The sequence below is a fragment of the Burkholderia sola genome (assembly GCF_905400185.1).
Lineage (GTDB): Bacteria > Pseudomonadota > Gammaproteobacteria > Burkholderiales > Burkholderiaceae > Burkholderia > Burkholderia sola.
The window spans coordinates 2,762,285-2,778,078 of sequence record NZ_FR989675.1 but is presented as its reverse complement, the minus strand read 5'-3'; the positions used below and the strand labels follow the sequence as shown (position 1 = coordinate 2,778,078).

At 67.5% G+C, this 15,794-nt stretch carries 17 protein-coding genes, 1 other RNA gene and 1 riboswitch; of the genes, 8 read left to right on the top strand and 10 right to left on the bottom strand.

Translation table 11 applies throughout. The features are described 5' to 3' along the window. The first annotated feature begins 15 nt into the window (after nucleotides 1-15). Nucleotides 16-765, top strand: coding sequence for a uroporphyrinogen-III C-methyltransferase (gene cobA / locus KR541_RS12800; RefSeq protein ID WP_050012075.1), 750 nt, complete (start codon nucleotides 16-18; stop codon nucleotides 763-765). 84 nt (nucleotides 766-849) lie between these two features. Here the strand turns inward: cobA and KR541_RS12795 are convergent, their stop codons facing one another. From KR541_RS12795 to lptF, 3 genes are read right to left on the bottom strand one after another with little or no spacing between them, the layout of a single operon-like run. Further along, complete coding sequence (locus KR541_RS12795) at nucleotides 850-1,230, bottom strand: sirohydrochlorin chelatase (protein ID WP_050012074.1); 381 nt, start codon at nucleotides 1,228-1,230, stop codon at nucleotides 850-852. Nucleotides 1,231-1,257: 27 nt separating this feature from the next. After that, on the bottom strand, nucleotides 1,258-2,406 hold the full coding sequence (gene lptG, locus KR541_RS12790; protein WP_050012073.1) for an LPS export ABC transporter permease LptG: 1,149 nt from the start codon (nucleotides 2,404-2,406) through the stop codon (nucleotides 1,258-1,260). Between the two features lie 3 nt (nucleotides 2,407-2,409). Further along, the gene (gene lptF, locus KR541_RS12785) at nucleotides 2,410-3,504 is read right to left on the bottom strand and encodes an LPS export ABC transporter permease LptF (protein WP_050012072.1); all 1,095 of its coding nucleotides are present in this window, start codon (nucleotides 3,502-3,504) and stop codon (nucleotides 2,410-2,412) included. A gap of 122 nt (nucleotides 3,505-3,626) precedes the next feature. On the opposite strand from lptF, the gene KR541_RS12780 reads away from it, so the two are divergent. The 3 genes from KR541_RS12780 to KR541_RS12770 are packed head-to-tail and all read left to right on the top strand — an operon-like array spanning nucleotide 3,627 to nucleotide 6,370. Next, nucleotides 3,627-5,138 (top strand): leucyl aminopeptidase, encoded by a 1,512-nt coding sequence (locus tag KR541_RS12780; RefSeq protein WP_050012071.1) that lies wholly within the window; start codon nucleotides 3,627-3,629, stop codon nucleotides 5,136-5,138. Nucleotides 5,139-5,172: 34 nt separating this feature from the next. Then, entirely contained in the window at nucleotides 5,173-5,589 is a 417-nt protein-coding gene (locus tag KR541_RS12775; protein ID WP_050012070.1) for a DNA polymerase III subunit chi, read from the top strand. Between the two features lie 25 nt (nucleotides 5,590-5,614). Beyond that, on the top strand, nucleotides 5,615-6,370 hold the full coding sequence (locus KR541_RS12770) for a DUF2486 family protein (protein ID WP_050012069.1): 756 nt from the start codon (nucleotides 5,615-5,617) through the stop codon (nucleotides 6,368-6,370). A 145-nt stretch (nucleotides 6,371-6,515) separates the two neighbouring features. On the opposite strand, the gene KR541_RS12765 is transcribed toward KR541_RS12770, so the two are convergent. After that, nucleotides 6,516-6,842, bottom strand: a complete 327-nt coding sequence (locus tag KR541_RS12765; protein WP_050012068.1) for a c-type cytochrome — start codon at nucleotides 6,840-6,842, stop codon at nucleotides 6,516-6,518. A 125-nt stretch (nucleotides 6,843-6,967) separates the two neighbouring features. Next, the gene (gene ilvD / locus KR541_RS12760; RefSeq protein WP_050012067.1) at nucleotides 6,968-8,641 is read right to left on the bottom strand and encodes a dihydroxy-acid dehydratase; all 1,674 of its coding nucleotides are present in this window, start codon (nucleotides 8,639-8,641) and stop codon (nucleotides 6,968-6,970) included. Nucleotides 8,642-8,777: 136 nt separating this feature from the next. On the opposite strand from ilvD, the gene KR541_RS12755 reads away from it, so the two are divergent. After that, nucleotides 8,778-9,692, top strand: a complete 915-nt coding sequence (locus KR541_RS12755) for a LysR family transcriptional regulator (protein WP_050012066.1) — start codon at nucleotides 8,778-8,780, stop codon at nucleotides 9,690-9,692. Between the two features lie 89 nt (nucleotides 9,693-9,781). Then, nucleotides 9,782-10,678 carry a prolipoprotein diacylglyceryl transferase gene (gene lgt, locus KR541_RS12750; RefSeq protein ID WP_050012065.1) on the top strand — a complete coding sequence of 299 codons (897 nt, stop codon included), beginning with the start codon at nucleotides 9,782-9,784 and terminating at the stop codon, nucleotides 10,676-10,678. Between the two features lie 144 nt (nucleotides 10,679-10,822). Here the strand turns inward: lgt and KR541_RS12745 are convergent, their stop codons facing one another. The 5 genes from KR541_RS12745 to KR541_RS12725 all read right to left on the bottom strand — a co-directional run bounded on the left by KR541_RS12745 (nucleotide 10,823) and on the right by KR541_RS12725 (nucleotide 13,383). Next, nucleotides 10,823-11,563, bottom strand: a complete 741-nt coding sequence (locus tag KR541_RS12745; protein WP_050012064.1) for an SIMPL domain-containing protein — start codon at nucleotides 11,561-11,563, stop codon at nucleotides 10,823-10,825. A gap of 181 nt (nucleotides 11,564-11,744) precedes the next feature. Continuing rightward, a complete protein-coding gene (locus tag KR541_RS12740) occupies nucleotides 11,745-12,206 on the bottom strand; it encodes an EVE domain-containing protein (RefSeq protein WP_006478090.1) in 462 nt (153 codons plus the stop codon). Between the two features lie 252 nt (nucleotides 12,207-12,458). Then, nucleotides 12,459-12,640: non-coding RNA, 6S RNA (gene ssrS, locus KR541_RS12735), on the bottom strand. 81 nt (nucleotides 12,641-12,721) lie between these two features. After that, nucleotides 12,722-13,036 carry a cell division protein ZapA gene (locus KR541_RS12730; RefSeq protein ID WP_006478091.1) on the bottom strand — a complete coding sequence of 105 codons (315 nt, stop codon included), beginning with the start codon at nucleotides 13,034-13,036 and terminating at the stop codon, nucleotides 12,722-12,724. Continuing rightward, nucleotides 13,033-13,383: an ATPase gene (locus tag KR541_RS12725; RefSeq protein ID WP_006478092.1), complete on the bottom strand. Its 351-nt coding sequence runs from the start codon at nucleotides 13,381-13,383 to the stop codon at nucleotides 13,033-13,035. The genes KR541_RS12730 and KR541_RS12725 overlap by 4 nt, the downstream gene beginning before the upstream one ends. A 154-nt stretch (nucleotides 13,384-13,537) precedes the next feature. Then, nucleotides 13,538-13,786: riboswitch (cobalamin riboswitch) on the top strand. 42 nt (nucleotides 13,787-13,828) lie between these two features. On the opposite strand from KR541_RS12725, the gene KR541_RS12720 reads away from it, so the two are divergent. Both KR541_RS12720 and KR541_RS12715 read left to right on the top strand, forming a co-directional pair. Then, on the top strand, nucleotides 13,829-14,944 hold the full coding sequence (locus KR541_RS12720) for a FecCD family ABC transporter permease (RefSeq protein WP_050012063.1): 1,116 nt from the start codon (nucleotides 13,829-13,831) through the stop codon (nucleotides 14,942-14,944). Beyond that, nucleotides 14,941-15,759, top strand: a complete 819-nt coding sequence (locus KR541_RS12715; protein WP_050012062.1) for an ABC transporter ATP-binding protein — start codon at nucleotides 14,941-14,943, stop codon at nucleotides 15,757-15,759. The genes KR541_RS12720 and KR541_RS12715 overlap by 4 nt, the downstream gene beginning before the upstream one ends. The last annotated feature ends 35 nt before the right edge of the window (nucleotides 15,760-15,794 follow it).

The window sequence follows — 15,794 nt, the reverse complement described above, 5'->3', positions numbered from 1 at the left end:
AGCGAAGCGACAAACATGGGCAAGGTATATCTGATCGGAGCAGGGCCGGGCGCCGCGGATCTCATCACGGTACGCGGCGTGCGGCTGCTCGAGCAGGCCGACGTCGTGCTGCACGACGCGCTCGTCGAGCCCGCGATGCTCGACTATGCGCCGAGCGCGCGCAAGATCGCGGTCGGCAAGCGCTGCGGGCAGCGTTCGACCGCGCAGCATTTCATCAACAAGCAGATCGTCGATGCGGCGCGCGAGCATGCATGCGTCGTGCGGCTGAAGGGTGGTGATCCGATGCTGTTCGGCCGAGCCGAAGAGGAAATGCGGGCGCTCGAAGCGGCCGGCATCGACTACGAGGTCGTGCCGGGCATCACCGCAGCGCTGGCCGGCGCGGCGACGCTGAAGCGTTCGCTGACGTTGCGCGGCGTGTCGCGCAGCGTCGCGTTCGCGACGCACAGCCGCGCACCGGGCAGCGACGAGATCCGCGAAGCCGCACGCGCCGATTCGATCGTCTACTACATGGGCCGCGACAGCGCGCCCGGCATCGCGCAGGAGCTGATCGACGCCGGCCGTGCGCCGGCGACGCCGGTGGCGATCGTCGAGGCCTGCAGCACCGCGCGCGAACGCACGCTGACGCTCACGCTCGCGCAGATGGCGGCCGGCGACGCGCAGGCGTGGCTCGATCCGGCGGAGCCGAGCCTGCTGATGATCGGCGATGCGTTCGCCGAACGCGCACGGCTCGCGCAGGCGGGTGATCCAATCCGCAATGCCGCCTGAGCGCGGCTCGAACGCAGTCCCAAACGAAAAAAGCGCTGGCGGATGCCGGCGCTTTTTCGTTGGGTACGACGAATGCGCCGGCTGCTACGTGTCGTCGCCGACCTGCTCGATGCAATAGCGCGCGACCGCGTCGAGCACGCCGTCGTCTTCGCCGACCGCCGTCGCGCAACGGATCTCGACGCCCGGATGCGCGGCGCGGCATGCGTCGACGAGCTGCGGCAGGTCGCGGCGGACATGGCCGCCCTGGCCGAAGAATACGGGCACCACGGTGATGCGCGCGCAGCCGGCCGCGACTTGCGCGGCCACGGCCTCACCGAGCGACGGCGTCATCAGTTCGAGGAACGCGAGCGACACCTGCGCGGCCGGGGAGGCGCCGCGCAGCCGCGCGGCGAGCCGCTCGAACGGCTCGGCCCAGCGCGGGTCGCGGGCGCCGTGGCCGAACAGGACGATACCGTGCGAATGCATGTCGAAGCCTCCGTCGCGACGCGGCGCTCAGTGCCGGTCGACCCATTTGAGCGCGAACAGGCCGAGCGCGAGATAGATGAGGCCCGGCGTCGCGGCGGTGAGCGGCGCGGGCCACGTGTTCAGCGTGCCGATGTGCGAGAACAGCGTGTTGAGCAGCTGGAAGCTCATGCCGAGCATGATGCCGCCGAACACCTTCACGCCGACCACGCCGGCCCGCGTGTGCAGATACGCGAACGGCAGCGACAGCACGAGCATCACGAACACCGCGAACGGATACAGCAGCTTGCGCCACAGCGCGATGTCGTAGCGCTGCGTGTCCTGCTGGTTCTCGCGCAAGTGCTGGATGTAGCGGAACAGGTTGATGATCGACATGCGCTCCGGCGACACGAGCAGCACCGACAGAATCTGCGGCGTCAGGTCGGACCGCAGCCGGTATTCGGGCAGCGACACCTGCTGCGACCGGTACACGGGGTTCAGCGCATCGGCCGGCTGGCCGCTGATCGGCTTGATCGGTGTCAGCTCGGTTTCGGTGACGCCCGTCAGCAGCCAGTGGCCGGGCGGCTCGTAGCGGCCGGTCTGCGCGATCCGCACGTTCTGCAGCTGGAATTTCGAGTCGAATTCGTAGATGCGCACGTTGCTGATCGTCGAGTCGGGCGACAGGCTGCCGACGTTGACGAAGCGCGTGACCTGCTCGCCGTTCTCGCGGGCCGCGAGCGTGTCCTTCACCCACACGCCCGACTGGAAGTTCGACGACACCGATGCGCCGAGCGCCTGCAGCCGCACGCGTTCGGACAACTGGTCGGCGTACGGGCCGACGAATTCGCCGATCAGGTAGGTGACGATCACGAGCGGCACGCCGATCTTCAGCAGCGAGCGCAGCGCCTGGTTGGTCGCGAGGCCCGACACGCGGAAGATCGTGAATTCCGAGTTCGCGGCCATCTGCGCGAACACGTAGATCGCGCTGATCAGCGCGGCGACCGGGATGATCTCGTAGAAGCGCGACGGCGTCTGCAGCGCGACGCGCAGCACCGCGTAGCCGAACTTGTAGTTGCCGTGCCCGACCGAATTCAGTTCGCTGATCAGGTCGAAGAAGAAGAACAGACCGGAGAACGCGAACAGGATGAAGACGAACGTGACGTAAATTTGCCGCGCGAAGTACTTTTCATAGAGCCGCATCGATCATGCTCCCGAGCGGCCGAACAGCGCGCGTGTCAACAGCGGACGATTGCGCACGCGCAACCAGAAAATGAATGCGACGATCGCCGCGACGAGCACGTGCAGGCCGACCAGACCGACGCCGAACGACATCTTGCCCTGCTCGATCTGCGCCTGCACGACGTTCAGCAGGTTCGAGTACGTGAGGTAGATCAGCACGGCCATCACGAGGTTGATCGTGCGGCTGCGGCGCGGGTTCTGGTACGAGAGTGGGATGCCGAGCACCATCAGGTTGATCGCGATCAGCGGCAGCCCCGCGCGCCACGCGAATTCCGCGAGGTTGTCGCGCGTCGGGTTGCGCAGCAGGTCGGGCGTGGGCGTGCTGTTGGTGGTCTGCACGTTGACGACCGGCTTGCTCGTGATCTTCACGCCGTAGCGCTCGAACTCCATGATCTTGAAGTTCGGCTGGCCGGGCGTACCGTCGTAGCGGCGGCCGTCCTCGAGGACGACGAAGCGATCGCCGTCCTTCGAGGTTTCCGTATGGCCGGTTTGCGACACGACCACGTTGAGCTTGCCGTTTTCCGTCGACGTGACGAAGACGTTCTGCACCTTGCTCTGGTCGGGCGACATCTTCTCGATGAAGAACACCCGATGGTTCGCGGCCGATTCGCGGAACTGGCCGGGCGCCAGCAGCGAGATTTCGTCGCGCTGCTGGAAGCGCGCCTTGATCAGCTTGCTCTGCTGGTTCGACCACGGCCAGCCGACGAACGCGAAGAACGTGATCAGCAGGATGATCGGCGCGGCGAACACGCCGATTGGCTTGATGAGGCGGGTGAGGCTCACGCCAGACGCGAGCCACACGACCATTTCGGAGTCCCGGTACCACCGGGTCAGCACGAACAGGATCGACACGAACAGCGTGACGACCAGCATCACGGCGAGATAGCCGATCACGGTCAGGCCGATCAGCACGAGCACGTCCCGCGGATCGATTTCGCCGGACGCGGCGTAGCCGACGATGCGAATCATCATCGTCGTGAGCATGATCGTGAGCAGCACCATGAACACGGCGCCAGCCGTATACGCAAGCTCGCGCTGGAGGGAGCGTTCGAAGATCATTCTTGATGAGAAGAGGGCGGGAGGCTGCGCACGCGTGGTGGGGCGCTCGCGCCGCCACGGGAAAAATAGCGGATAATTGCGGCTTTCATCCTTAGCCCAGATTTTATCCGAGGACAAGCGCGATGGACTTTAGCATAAAAGGCTGTGATTGGAGCAAAGGCGAAGCCAAGGGGTTCCTGACCGGGAAGTCCGACTGCATCGTGCTCGGCATCTTCGAGGCGCAGACGCTGTCGGGCGCGGCGCTCGACATCGACACGGCCACCAAGGGGCTGATCTCGCGCGTGGTGAAGGCCGGCGACATGGACGGCAAGCGCGGCAAGACGCTGTTCCTGCACGAAGTATCGGGCATCGGCGCGTCGCGCGTGCTGCTCGTCGGGCTCGGCAAGCAGGATGCTTTCAATCAGAAAGCCTACAACGATGCGGTGACGGCCGCGTGGCGCGCGCTGCTGGCGACCAAGGTCGTCCAGGTCACGTTCTCGCTCGCGCAACTGCCGGTCGACGAGCGCAGCTCCGACTGGGGCGTGCGCGCCGCGATCCTCGCGCTGCGCAACGAGACGTACCGCTTCACGCAGATGAAGAGCAAGCCGGAACCGGCGTCGCACACGCTCAAGCGCGTCGTGTTCAGCGTCGATCCGGCCGACGAAAAGGCCGCGAAGGTCGCGATCAAGCAGGCCGTCGCGCTCGCGAACGGGATGGATCTGACCCGCGACCTCGGCAACCTGCCGGGCAACGTCTGCACGCCGACCTACCTGGGCAACACCGCGAAGCAGATCGCGAAGGATTGGGGCCTGAAGGCCGAAGTGCTCGGGCTCAAGCAGATCCAGGCGCTGAAGATGGGGTCGTTCCTGTCGGTCGCGCGCGCATCGGTCGAGCCGCCGCAGTTCATCGTGCTGCACTACCAGGGCGGCGCCGCGAAGGCCGCGCCGGTCGTGCTGGTCGGCAAGGGCATCACGTTCGATACGGGCGGCATCTCGCTGAAGCCGGGCGAAGGCATGGACGAGATGAAGTACGACATGTGCGGCGCGGGCTCGGTGCTCGGCACGATCCGCGCGGTCGCCGAGATGGGCCTGAAGATCAACGTCGTCGCGATCGTGCCGACCTGCGAGAACATGCCGGGCGGCAACGCGACGAAGCCGGGCGACATCGTCACCAGCATGAAGGGGCTGACGATCGAGGTCCTGAACACCGACGCCGAAGGCCGCCTGATCCTGTGCGACGCACTCACGTATGCCGAGCGCTTCAAGCCGGCCGCCGTGATCGACGTCGCGACGCTGACGGGCGCGTGCGTGATCGCGCTGGGCGGCCACAACAGCGGGCTGTTCTCGACCAACGACGCGCTCGCGGGCGAACTGCTCGACGCATCGCGCGAGGCGAACGACCCGGCATGGCGCATGCCGCTCGACGACGAATACCAGGATCAGCTGAAGTCGAATTTCGCGGATCTCGCGAACATCGGCGGGCGTCCGGCCGGCGCCGTGACGGCCGCATGCTTCCTGTCGCGCTTCACCGACAGCTATCCGTGGGCTCACCTCGACATCGCGGGCACCGCATGGAAGGGCGGTGCCGCGAAGGGCGCGACGGGGCGTCCGGTGCCGCTGCTCGCGCAGTTCCTGATCGACCGCGCCGGCCAGTGATGGCGGGGCTGACGACGCCGCGGGTGCGCGGGCAATGACGCGGATCGATTTCCACTCGAACGTCGGCGATTCGCTCGCGTACGCGTGCCGGCTGCTGCGCAAGGCCTATCTGGCCGGGCAGCCAGTCGTCGTGCTCGCCGAGCCCGCGCGCCTGCGCGCGCTCGACGAGCGGCTCTGGACGTTCTCGCCGCTCGATTTCATCCCGCATTGCGGCGTCGACAGCGAGCACGCAGCCGGTACGCCGATCGTGCTGGCCGCCGATCTCGACCGCGCGCCGCATCATCACGTGCTGCTGAACCTCGGCGCGACCGTGCCCGCGCAGTTCGCCCGCTTCGAGCGCCTGCTCGAAGTGGTCGGCAACGCGCCGGACGAGCTGGCCGCGGGCCGCGACCGCTACCGGTTCTACCGCGACCGCGGCTACGCGCTGAACAACTACAAGCAGGGCGGCTAGCCGCAACCGTCGACGGAGTGTTCCCGTGACAGAAGCCGATTCATCCTCGATCCCGACGCTGACCGACGTGCTGGTGCCCGGCAAGCCGGCGCCGGCGCGCTCGCCCGCGTCTGCCGCACCCGGGCCGCACGGAAGCGCGGCGATTCCGGTGCTCACCGACGTGATCGCACCGGGCGCCGCCGCGGCCGCGCCGGCCGAATCCCGTCAAACCGAAGCCGACCCCGATTCCGTCGTGGTCGAACCCGTGCCGACACCGCACGTGCCGACCGTCGAACTGCCGGGCGACGTGGCGATGGCCGCCGCTGCGGGCGACACCGATGCGCCGGCCGGACCCGGCGCATCGGAGCACGTAGTTGCCGAAGAGGTGGCGGTGATGACGGCGCCGCTGCGCTCGTCGCTGGTCGAAGACGGTCTGCCGCAGCACACGTTCGCTCCGATTGCGCACGAAGCGGCCGGGCACGCGCCGGACGCGGCAATGCCGGAGGCGGTCCTGCCGAGCGCAGCGCTGCAACCGGAAGCATCGGACGCCGCCGCGCTGACGCCGGAAGATGCGCAGCACATCGCCGAACGGCTTCGCAATCGCCTGACGAACTATCTGACCGGGCCGGGGCGCGAGGCCATCGAAGCGCGTTGTCGCGATGCGCTGCACGAGCATTCGGCCTGGCTGGTCGGCCAGGTCACGCGCGAAGTCGCCCTCGCGCTGGAAACAGAGGTGATGGACTGGGTACGCGATGCGGTCGATGAAGAGATCGCCCGCCGCCGCGCCGGTCACTCCGGCTGAACGGCAATCGCTCGCGGCGGTGAAAAGGGGGCGGTCCAGTAAGGGCCTGCGAAGCCGGCGGTGATGTGCCGCCGGTCGGGCGGTACGCGGTTGCCTGCCTGCCACGCCCTGCACACCGCGTCGGTGCGTCGCGCGGATATCCGATTCAGCGAACCGACAGCACCCACTGGGCGAGCGTGCGGGCTTCGGTGCCCGTCAGTTGCGTGTTGGCGGGCATCGGCACGCTGCCCCATACGCCGACGCTGCCTTTCACTATCGATTGCGCAAGATAATCGGCGGCGTCGTTGCGCGTCGCGTACTTGCCGGCGATGTCGTGGAACGACGGACCCATCAGCGGCTTGCCGATCGCATGGCAGGCCATGCAGTTCTTGCGCTGCGCGAGCGCGAGCCCGTCGGCCTGGTCGGCGCGCGCCGCCGCCGCGCCGCCGGTCAGCAGCGTCGCGAGCAGCACGCGCAATATCGTCTGTTTCATGCGGTTCTCCGCCGGCGGGGATGGCCGGCTTCATGGTCCGCGCATTATAGAAGCAAAGGGGAAGCACGTTTTGCGCGTTCCCCCGGTGGCCCGTTTATCGGGGTCGCATGAGATGGTGCCCTGCCTCAACCCGTGACCGCCCCTTGGTTCGCCGGCCGGGCAAGCGCCGCGAATTTCGCGAGCACGCCGCGCGTATAGCGCGGCGCGGGCTGCCGCCACGCGGCGCGGCGGCGTGCGAGTTCCGCATCGTCGACGTTCAGTTGCAGCAGCAGCCGGTGCGCGTCGATCGTGATCGAATCGCCTTCCTGCACCAGTGCGATCGTGCCGCCGACGAACGCCTCCGGCGCGACGTGGCCGACCACCATGCCCCAGGTGCCGCCCGAGAAGCGGCCGTCCGTGATGAAGCCGACCGATTCGCCAAGCCCCTTGCCGATGATCGCGGACGTCGGTGCGAGCATTTCCGGCATGCCGGGGCCGCCCTGCGGGCCGAGGTAGCGCAGCACGAGGATGTCGCCCGCCCGGATCCGGTCGCCGAGGATCGCATCCATCGCGCTCTGCTCGTCGTCGAACACGCGCGCCGGGCCCGTGATCACCGGGTTTTTCAGGCCGGTGATTTTCGCGACCGCGCCGTCTTCCGCGAGATTGCCCTTCAGGATCGCCAGATGGCCTTCCTTGTACAGCGCGCGGTCGATCGGAAAGATCACGTCCTGATCCGCGCGCGGCGCGGCCGGCACGTCCTTCAGCTCGTCGGCGATCGTGCGGCCGGTGATCGTCATGCAGTCGCCGTGCAGCAGCCCCGCATCGAGCAGGATCTTCAGCACCTGCGGAATCCCGCCGGCCCGGTGCAGGTCGGTCGCGACGTACTGTCCCGACGGCTTCAGGTCGCAGATCACCGGTACCCGCTTGCGGATGCGTTCGAAGTCGTCGATCGTCCAGTCGACCTCGGCCGCGTGCGCGATCGCGAGATAGTGCAGCACCGCATTGGTCGAGCCGCCGGTGGCCATGATCACCGACACCGCGTTCTCGATCGATTTCTTCGTGATGATGTCGCGCGGCTTCAGGTCGCGTTTCACGGCCTCGACCAGCACGCGCGCCGATTCGGCGGCCGAATCGACTTTCTCCTGGTCGGGATTCGCCATCGTCGACGAATACAGCAGCGACATCCCGAGCGCCTCGAACGACGAGCTCATCGTGTTCGCGGTGTACATCCCGCCGCACGAACCCGACGTCGGGCACGCGTTCTTCTCGACGCCTTCGAAATCCTCCTGCGACATCCGGCCCGCGGTGAATTCGCCGACAGCCTCGAACGACGACACGATCGTCAGGTCGCGACCTTTCCAGTTGCCCGGGCGGATCGTGCCGCCGTACACGTAGATGCCCGGCACGTTCAGGCGCGCGAGCGCGATCATGCCGCCCGGCATGTTCTTGTCGCAGCCGCCGACGACCACCACGCCGTCCATCCACTGGCCCTGCACGCAGGTTTCGATGCAGTCGGCGATCACTTCGCGCGACACGAGCGAGTACTTCATCCCTTCGGTGCCCATCGACATGCCGTCCGAAATCGTCGGCGTGCCGAAGATCTGCGGGTTCGCGCCGGCCGCCTTCACGGCGTCGACCGCCGCGTCCGACAGCCGCTGCAGGCCGGAATTGCACGGCGTGATCGTCGAATGGCCGTTCGCGATGCCGATCATCGGCTTGTCGAAATCGTCCTTCTGGTAGCCGAGCGCGTAGTACATCGAGCGGTTCGGCGAACGGGCCACGCCTTGCGTGATGTTTTTAGAGCGGCGGTTGTACGACATGGGGAGCTCCATCGTTGTTTTGGCGACGCCGGCGCGAACAGTGCGCCGGGTGGGTCGATCAAGCATGGAGTTTCCGTTCTGGGATGTCCAATATATTATTTGTCACCTATTAAGTCGTTTTACGAATGAGTCGAGCATGGCCGATCCGATCCCCGACCTGCGCCAGTGGCGCTATTTCGCGACCGTCGCCGACGAGCGCCATTTCGGCCGCGCGGCCGAGCGGCTGTCGATGACGCAGCCGCCGTTGTCGCAGGCGATCCGCGCGCTCGAGGACGCGCTCGGCGTCGCGCTGTTCGTGCGCACCAAGCGCTCGGTCGCGCTGACGGCGGTCGGCGCGGCGCTGCTGCCGGAGGTGCGCCGGCTGCTCGCGTCGGCCGATGCGCTGCCGCCGATGGCGCGGCGGCTCGCGCGCGGCGAGGCCGGCTCGCTGTCGCTCGCGTTCGTGTCGACCGCCGATTACGGGCTGCTGCCGTCGTTGCTGCGCGCGTTCGGCGCGCGCTATCCGCAGGTGCGGCTGCAGCTCACGGAAGCGACGAGCGACGTGCAGATCGACGAACTCGTCGCCGGGCGCATCGACGCCGGGCTTATCATTCCGCCCGTGCCGCCGCGCCACGCGGCCGGGCTGTCGTACCTGCCCGTCGTGCGCGAGCCGCTGGTGGTCGCGATGCCGGCCGGGGCGTCCGACGCGCCCGAGGACGAGCCCGTGCAGCTCGCCGACGTCGCCGCGTTTCCGCTCGTGATCTTTCCGCGCCGTTTGGCGCCCGGCTTTTATGACATCATTACGGGCTGCTACGGCGCGGCGGGGGAAACTCCGCGCATCGGCCAGGAGGCGATCCAGATGCAGACGATCGTCAGCCTCGTGTCGGCCGGCATGGGCGTCGCACTGGTGCCGCAATCGCTGCGTAACCTGCGGCGCACCGGCGTGGTCTACCGGCCGCTCGCCGGTCACGCGCCGGTCGTCGAGACGGGCCTCGTGTGGCGCACCGGCGACGTGAGCCCCGTGCTCGCCGGCTTCATCGACGTCGTGCGCGCGCAGGGTCCGGCCGCGTGACGTGAACGATGGCGCGCGGGCGCCGTCCAACGCGCGGTCCTGCACGTGTGCGACGGCCGTACCGTATTCGAAAACTTCTTCGCTAACCCATGATCATTCACCCGAATTTCGACCCCGTTGCGATCCATCTCGGGCCGCTGGCCGTGCGCTGGTACGGCCTCATGTATCTCGTCGGCTTCATCGCGGCGATCGTCGTCGGCCGGATCCGCCTGAAGCTGCCGTATGTCGCCGCGCAGGGCTGGACCGCGAAGGACATCGACGACATGATGTTCTACGGCGTGCTCGGCACCGTGCTCGGCGGCCGGCTCGGCTACGTGCTGTTCTACAAGGCCGATTTCTACTTCTCGCATCCGCTCGACGTGTTCAAGGTGTGGGAAGGCGGCATGTCGTTTCACGGCGGCTTCCTCGGCGTGACGCTCGCGATGATGCTGTTCGCGTGGCAGCGCAAGCGGCACTGGCTGCAGGTCACCGATTTCGTCGCGCCGATGGTGCCGTTGGGGCTGGCAGCGGGGCGGCTCGGCAATTTCATCAACGGCGAGCTGTGGGGCCGCGTGACCGATCCGACGGCGCCGTGGGCGATGCTGTTCCCGGGGGCGATGCGCGACGACGCGGCATGGCTGCCGAAACATCCGGCACTCGTCGAGAAGTGGCATCTCGCCGACGTGTTCATGCAATACCAGATGCTGCCGCGCCATCCTTCGCAGCTCTATGAAATCGCGCTCGAGGGCATCGCGCTGTTCTTCGTGCTGTTCCTGTTCGCGCGCAAGCCGCGGCCGATGGGCGCGATATCCGCGCTGTTCCTGATCGGTTATGGCCTCGCACGTTTCACGGTCGAGTTCGCGCGCGAGCCCGACGACTTCCTCGGCCTGCTCGCGCTCGGCCTGTCGATGGGGCAGTGGCTGTCGCTGCCGATGATCCTCGCGGGTATCGCGATGATGGTCTGGGCGTATCGCCGTCGCGCGGCGAACGCGAATGCGGCTGCTTGAAGTGGCTGCGTGAGGTCGCTGCATGACGCGGTATCGATGTACGCGCGATCGGCGTGCGCATCGGTTACCCGGATGCACATGAAAAACGCCGGCCCTCGGGCCGGCGTTTTCGTTTCCGACAACGGCGCGATGCGCGTTACTGCGTTACTTCATCTGCACGGAGCCGTTGACGGTGACCGACACGGTGGCCTTGCCGCCTTCGACCGCGATCGGCGCACTCATCTTCGCGCTGTCCATCGGCGCCGCGGCCATCGCCATCATGCGCGGGTACGGCTGCACGTTGCGGCCGCTGCCGACGTTCACGTCGCGGATCGTGTAGCTGTTGTAGCCGAACGCCTTCGCGGCTTCGTCCGCGCGGGCGCGGAACGACTTGATCGCTTCGGTCGTGAGCTTCTGCTCGGCCGTGCGCTGCGCTTCCGGCGACAGCGAGAACTCGACGTTCGCAACCTGCATCAGGTTCGACAACTGGCCTGCCAGCTTCGACGCCGCGGCGAAATCGCGCGATTCGAGCGCGACCTCGGTGCGGCCGCGCCATGCGGAGATCTTGCCGTCGCGATCGGTGCTCGGATACACGGAGAACGCGCCCGTGTGCGCGGTGACGCCCGACACGCCCTTCGCCTGCGACAGCGCCGCATCCGCGCGCTGGTTCAGCTGCGCGGTGAGGCTGCCCGGGTCCTTGGCCTGCTGCTCGTAGAACAGCGTGATGTGGATGATGTCCTGCGGCACGTCGGCGCTGGCCTGCGACGAAAGCGACAGCACGCCGGCCGGCTCGGGAAAGTGCGGGTTCGCCGTCTGGGCGTGCGCGGCGGGCGACGCGAGCGTCAGCGCGACGGGAACGGCGGCGGCGAGAGCGAGCGACAGCGCGAGTGCGGATTTCTTGGTCATTGTTGGACTCCTTGTGCGAGGGCGCGCACGCGGATCACGCGTGCGCGACGCGGGCGTACCGCGCGACGAAAAAAACGACGGCCGGCCGATCGGCCGACAGCGGTTGCTTAGGCTGCGCGAAAGCGCCGCGAGTTCCGTTGCGGCAGTGCGTACTGAACAGATTTGACCTTTTGGCCGGTGCCTACTTCATCAACTTTTCGGTGATGAACCGCCATTCCGCGCGCGTGACGGGCGTGATCGACAGCCGGTTGCCGCGGGCGAGCACGCGCATGTCGGCGAGCTCGTCGTGCTCGCGCAGCGCGGCGAGCGGCACGAGCGGCGACTTCTTCACGAAGCGCACGTCGACGAGCAGCCAGCGTGGCGCTTCCTGCGTCGATTTCGGGTCGTAATAGGGGCTTTTCGGATCGAACTGTGTGGGATCGGGGTAGGGCGTGGACGATACTTCGGCGAGGCCCGCGATGCCCGGCTCGGGGCAGCTCGAGTGATAGAACAGCACGCCGTCGCCGATCTTCATCGTGTCGCGCATGAAATTACGCGCTTGATAATTGCGCACGCCGGTCCACGGCAGCGAGCGCTGCGGTGCGTTGGCGAGATCGTCGATGCTTGCTTCGTCCGGTTCGGACTTCATCAGCCAATATTGCATGGATCGTAATCGACGCAGAAGGGGCATGAGGGTCTGTTTGCATGCGGAACGCGCACCCCAAACGAAAAATACAATTCACGGGAATGCCCGAAATCGCCCGCATGGCGGCGTCGCTCGTCACTTGTTTGGCTCGGCCAAACGGCGCTCCTCACTTCTTGCCCTGCGAGCGATTTCGGGCATTCGCATGCGCGTTCCGCATGCAAACAGCCCCTCAAAAAGGAAACGGCATCGGGAGTTCCCGATGCCGTTGGATAGGCCCCCGCCTTGGCCGCTAGGCCGGCATCCTGAACCTGAGGTTCAGAATTGGTCGCAGTTAGCAGCACTTCGGGTACATCAGACAGAGTGACGCGCGCGCCCGTGCTACAAATTTCCGCAACCGTGCACATGGCATTGGTTCAAGGAATATATGACCTTGGCGAACCAGGCAGGGAAGCTGACTGAACTGTGTTTCGATGCGCCAATTTGACCACCGTTGACCGTCGAGATCAAGCGGAATCGACGCATCGTTTCAAACGTTACTGCGTCTCGTGCTGTGCGAGCACCGCGCCGAGCTGTTCGTTCATCTGATGCATTGTACGACGGATTTCTTCCGCCGGAAATGCTTCGCCGTGCCGCACGCTCGTTTGCAGCCGCAGCAATTCCGATGCAAGCGACAGCGCCGCCATCACCGCGATGCGATCGGTGCCGCGCACCGAGCTGTTCGAGCGGATTTTCGACATTTCGGCATCGACGCGCGCGACCGCTTCGAGCAGCGCCGCTTCGGTCTCGGCCGAACAGGCGAGCCGATAGGGCTGACCGAGAATCGAGACTTCGATCTGCTTGGTGCTCATGCATGTTCTCCGTGGCTGGCCGCGTCATCGCCATCCGTGCGCGCCTGCGCATCGAGCAGGTCGAGCTGGTTGTCGGCTTGCTCCGCGCTCTTCGAGCGCGGCAGCTTTTCGAGAATCGCGTTCAGTTTCACCTGGGCGTCGTCGATCTTCGCCGACAGCGTGTCGCGCTCTGCCGCGAGCGCATTGCGTTCGTCGCGCAGCTGCGCGAGTTCCGCGCGGACCGTATCCGCTTCCGCGCGCAATTGCGCGACCTGCTCCTCGAGCGCGAGCCGTTCCGAGTGATAGCGCTTGTTCAGCGAAATCAGACGGCCAATATTTTGAGACAGGGTTTCGAGTTCGTTGAGCATTTGCTGCGTCCTCTAAAGACCCAGCATTTTAGCGCGGAATACCGCGCAATCCGACATCTGTAACGTTTCCAGTCGTAACACCCCTGCTTCTTGCCGCGAATAGGCATGTCCGACGCCGGTCCGGACGCTTCCTTGACGCTCGCGCGACCGGCTCCTAAACTGGCGCCGCCTCGGTGCTCGCGCGCAGGATGCGCGGTTAAACGGGAAGCAGGGGGCGGGCTCCGCGAGCGCGCCAACCTGCGCTGCCCCCGCAACGGTAAGCGGCCGCGTCGCGTGACGCAGGCCGGCTCGGGCGCGTTTCGCGTGCAGGTCGCACGCAGGCGCGGGCCACTGCGCGTCATCGCGCGGGAAGGCGAGCCGGACCGCCGCCAGCCCGGATACCGGCCGAGACGGGGAGCCCGCAAGGGCTCCATGACGCGCGGCCTGCGGGGAAGCGGGGCGCGCAATGCTTCACGGAACGTTCTTCGATGCCGACCCCAATCGTTCGCCACGCGCCCCTGTCGCGCCCGGCCGGCCACCGCAAGCGGATGCACCGCGCGTCGGGCGCGCGGCCGTGCGCCGCATGAGCGCCGCGCGCGCCACCGTCATCTGGGCCGCGCTGGCCGCCGTGGTCGCGCTGCTGTTCGTCGCGTCGCTGTCGATCGGCAGCGTGCCGATGTCGCCGTGGCAGGCGCTTGCGTCGCTCGTGCCGCACGGCGGCGATACCTTGTTTGCCGATATCGTCCGGACGCTGCGCCTGCCGCGCGCGCTCGCGGGTTTCGCGTGCGGCGCGCTGCTCGCGCTGGCCGGCGCGTTGTTGCAGGTGCTGCTGCGCAATCCGCTCGCGGAGCCGTACGTGCTGGGCGTGTCCGGCGGCGCGGCCGGCTTCGCGCTCGTCGCGATGATCGCGGGCGGCGCGTGGTGGCTCGTCGACGCATCCGCATTCGCCGGTTCGCTCGTCTCGGTCGCGCTCGTGCTCGGTCTCGCGAGGCGGGAGCTGTGGCGCGGCGAATCGCGCGACGCATCGCCGCGGCTGCTGCTCACGGGCGTCGTGATCGCGGCGGGATGGGGCGCGCTCGTCACGCTGTTGCTGTCGCTCGCGCCCGATGCACGGCTGCGCGGCATCATCTTCTGGCTGACCGGCGACCTGAACGGCGCGACGGCGCCGTGGTTCGCGTGGGGCGCGCTGTTGCTGAGCGCATGCGCCGCGCTGCCGGCCGCGCCGCAACTGAACGTGCTGCTGCGCGGCGACGCGACCGCGCAGGCGCTCGGCGTGCCGGTCGCGCGGCTGCGCGTGCGGATCTATCTCGTCGCGTCGCTGGCCGCCGCGGCCGCGGTCACGACGGCCGGTACGATCGGCTTCGTCGGCCTCGTCGTGCCGCACGCGTTGCGGCTCGCGTTCGGCAACGACCAGCGGATGCTGCTGCCGGCCGCGATGCTCGCGGGCGGTGGCGGCGTGATGGCGGCCGACCTGCTCGCGCGCACCGCGATCGCGCCCGCACAATTGCCGGTGGGCGTGATGACCGCGTTGATCGGCGTGCCCGTGTTCCTGTGGATGTTGCTGAGGAGGCCGATGCGATGACAGGCACCGCAGCACCGCACGCCGCTGCCGGCGACATGCGCTACATGGCCGTCGACCTGACGCTGAAGGCCGGCGCGCGCACGCTGCTCGACCGCTTCACGCACGCGTTCCGCCCCGGCGAGATCTGGTGCGTCGCCGGGCCGAACGGCGCGGGCAAGACGACGCTGCTCGCCACGCTCGCGGGACTGCAGCCGCCCGCCGGCGGACACGTCGAGATCGACGGTCGGCCGCTTGCCGCATGGCGTCCCGAGCAACTCGCGCAGCGCCGCGCGCTGATGCCGCAGCAACTGCACGATGCGTTCAGCGCGACCGTGTTCGACACGGTGCTGCTCAACCGCTTTCCATATCTCGGCGGCTGGGGTTGGGAGCGCGACGGCGACCGCGCGGCCGCGCGCGAGGCGCTCGCGACATTCGACCTGAACCCGCTCGCGTCGCGCGACGTGATGTCGCTGTCGGGCGGCGAGCGGCAGCGGGTCGCGCTGGCCGCGACGCTGTGCCAGGATGCGCCGCTGATGTTGCTGGACGAACCGCTCGCGCATCTCGACCTGCATCACCAGATCGACTGCCTGACCGCGCTGGCCGCCTGGCTCGCGGCGGGCCCGCGCACGGTGATGTTTTCGTGTCACGACCTGAATCTCGCGCGGCGTTTCGCGACGCATGCGCTGTTGCTCGACGGCCGCGGGCATGCGTGGGCCGGCCGCGTGCATGATGTGCTGACGCCCGAGCGCGCGAGCGACGCGTTCGGCTATCCGCTCGTGCTGATCCGCGAGAACGGCCGCGATGCGCTGTTGCCGGCGTGGCCCGCGCGACAATGATCTTTCCCGTTCCGAATTTTCCGATGCGCGGCGCA

What these genes read in the sequence shown, in the direction of transcription:
- cobA (WP_050012075.1), top strand. Translation starts at nt 16, where the DNA reads ATGGGCAAGGTATATCTGATCGGAGCAGGGCCGGGCGCCGCGGATCTC.
- KR541_RS12795 (WP_050012074.1), bottom strand. Translation starts at nt 1,230, where the DNA reads ATGCATTCGCACGGTATCGTCCTGTTCGGCCACGGCGCCCGCGACCCG.
- lptG (WP_050012073.1), bottom strand. Translation starts at nt 2,406, where the DNA reads ATGCGGCTCTATGAAAAGTACTTCGCGCGGCAAATTTACGTCACGTTC.
- lptF (WP_050012072.1), bottom strand. Translation starts at nt 3,504, where the DNA reads ATGATCTTCGAACGCTCCCTCCAGCGCGAGCTTGCGTATACGGCTGGC.
- KR541_RS12780 (WP_050012071.1), top strand. Translation starts at nt 3,627, where the DNA reads ATGGACTTTAGCATAAAAGGCTGTGATTGGAGCAAAGGCGAAGCCAAG.
- KR541_RS12775 (WP_050012070.1), top strand. Translation starts at nt 5,173, where the DNA reads ATGACGCGGATCGATTTCCACTCGAACGTCGGCGATTCGCTCGCGTAC.
- KR541_RS12765 (WP_050012068.1), bottom strand. Translation starts at nt 6,842, where the DNA reads ATGAAACAGACGATATTGCGCGTGCTGCTCGCGACGCTGCTGACCGGC.
- ilvD (WP_050012067.1), bottom strand. Translation starts at nt 8,641, where the DNA reads ATGTCGTACAACCGCCGCTCTAAAAACATCACGCAAGGCGTGGCCCGT.
- KR541_RS12755 (WP_050012066.1), top strand. Translation starts at nt 8,778, where the DNA reads ATGGCCGATCCGATCCCCGACCTGCGCCAGTGGCGCTATTTCGCGACC.
- lgt (WP_050012065.1), top strand. Translation starts at nt 9,782, where the DNA reads ATGATCATTCACCCGAATTTCGACCCCGTTGCGATCCATCTCGGGCCG.
- KR541_RS12745 (WP_050012064.1), bottom strand. Translation starts at nt 11,563, where the DNA reads ATGACCAAGAAATCCGCACTCGCGCTGTCGCTCGCTCTCGCCGCCGCC.
- KR541_RS12740 (WP_006478090.1), bottom strand. Translation starts at nt 12,206, where the DNA reads ATGCAATATTGGCTGATGAAGTCCGAACCGGACGAAGCAAGCATCGAC.
- KR541_RS12730 (WP_006478091.1), bottom strand. Translation starts at nt 13,036, where the DNA reads ATGAGCACCAAGCAGATCGAAGTCTCGATTCTCGGTCAGCCCTATCGG.
- KR541_RS12725 (WP_006478092.1), bottom strand. Translation starts at nt 13,383, where the DNA reads ATGCTCAACGAACTCGAAACCCTGTCTCAAAATATTGGCCGTCTGATT.
- KR541_RS12720 (WP_050012063.1), top strand. Translation starts at nt 13,829, where the DNA reads ATGCTTCACGGAACGTTCTTCGATGCCGACCCCAATCGTTCGCCACGC.
- KR541_RS12715 (WP_050012062.1), top strand. Translation starts at nt 14,941, where the DNA reads ATGACAGGCACCGCAGCACCGCACGCCGCTGCCGGCGACATGCGCTAC.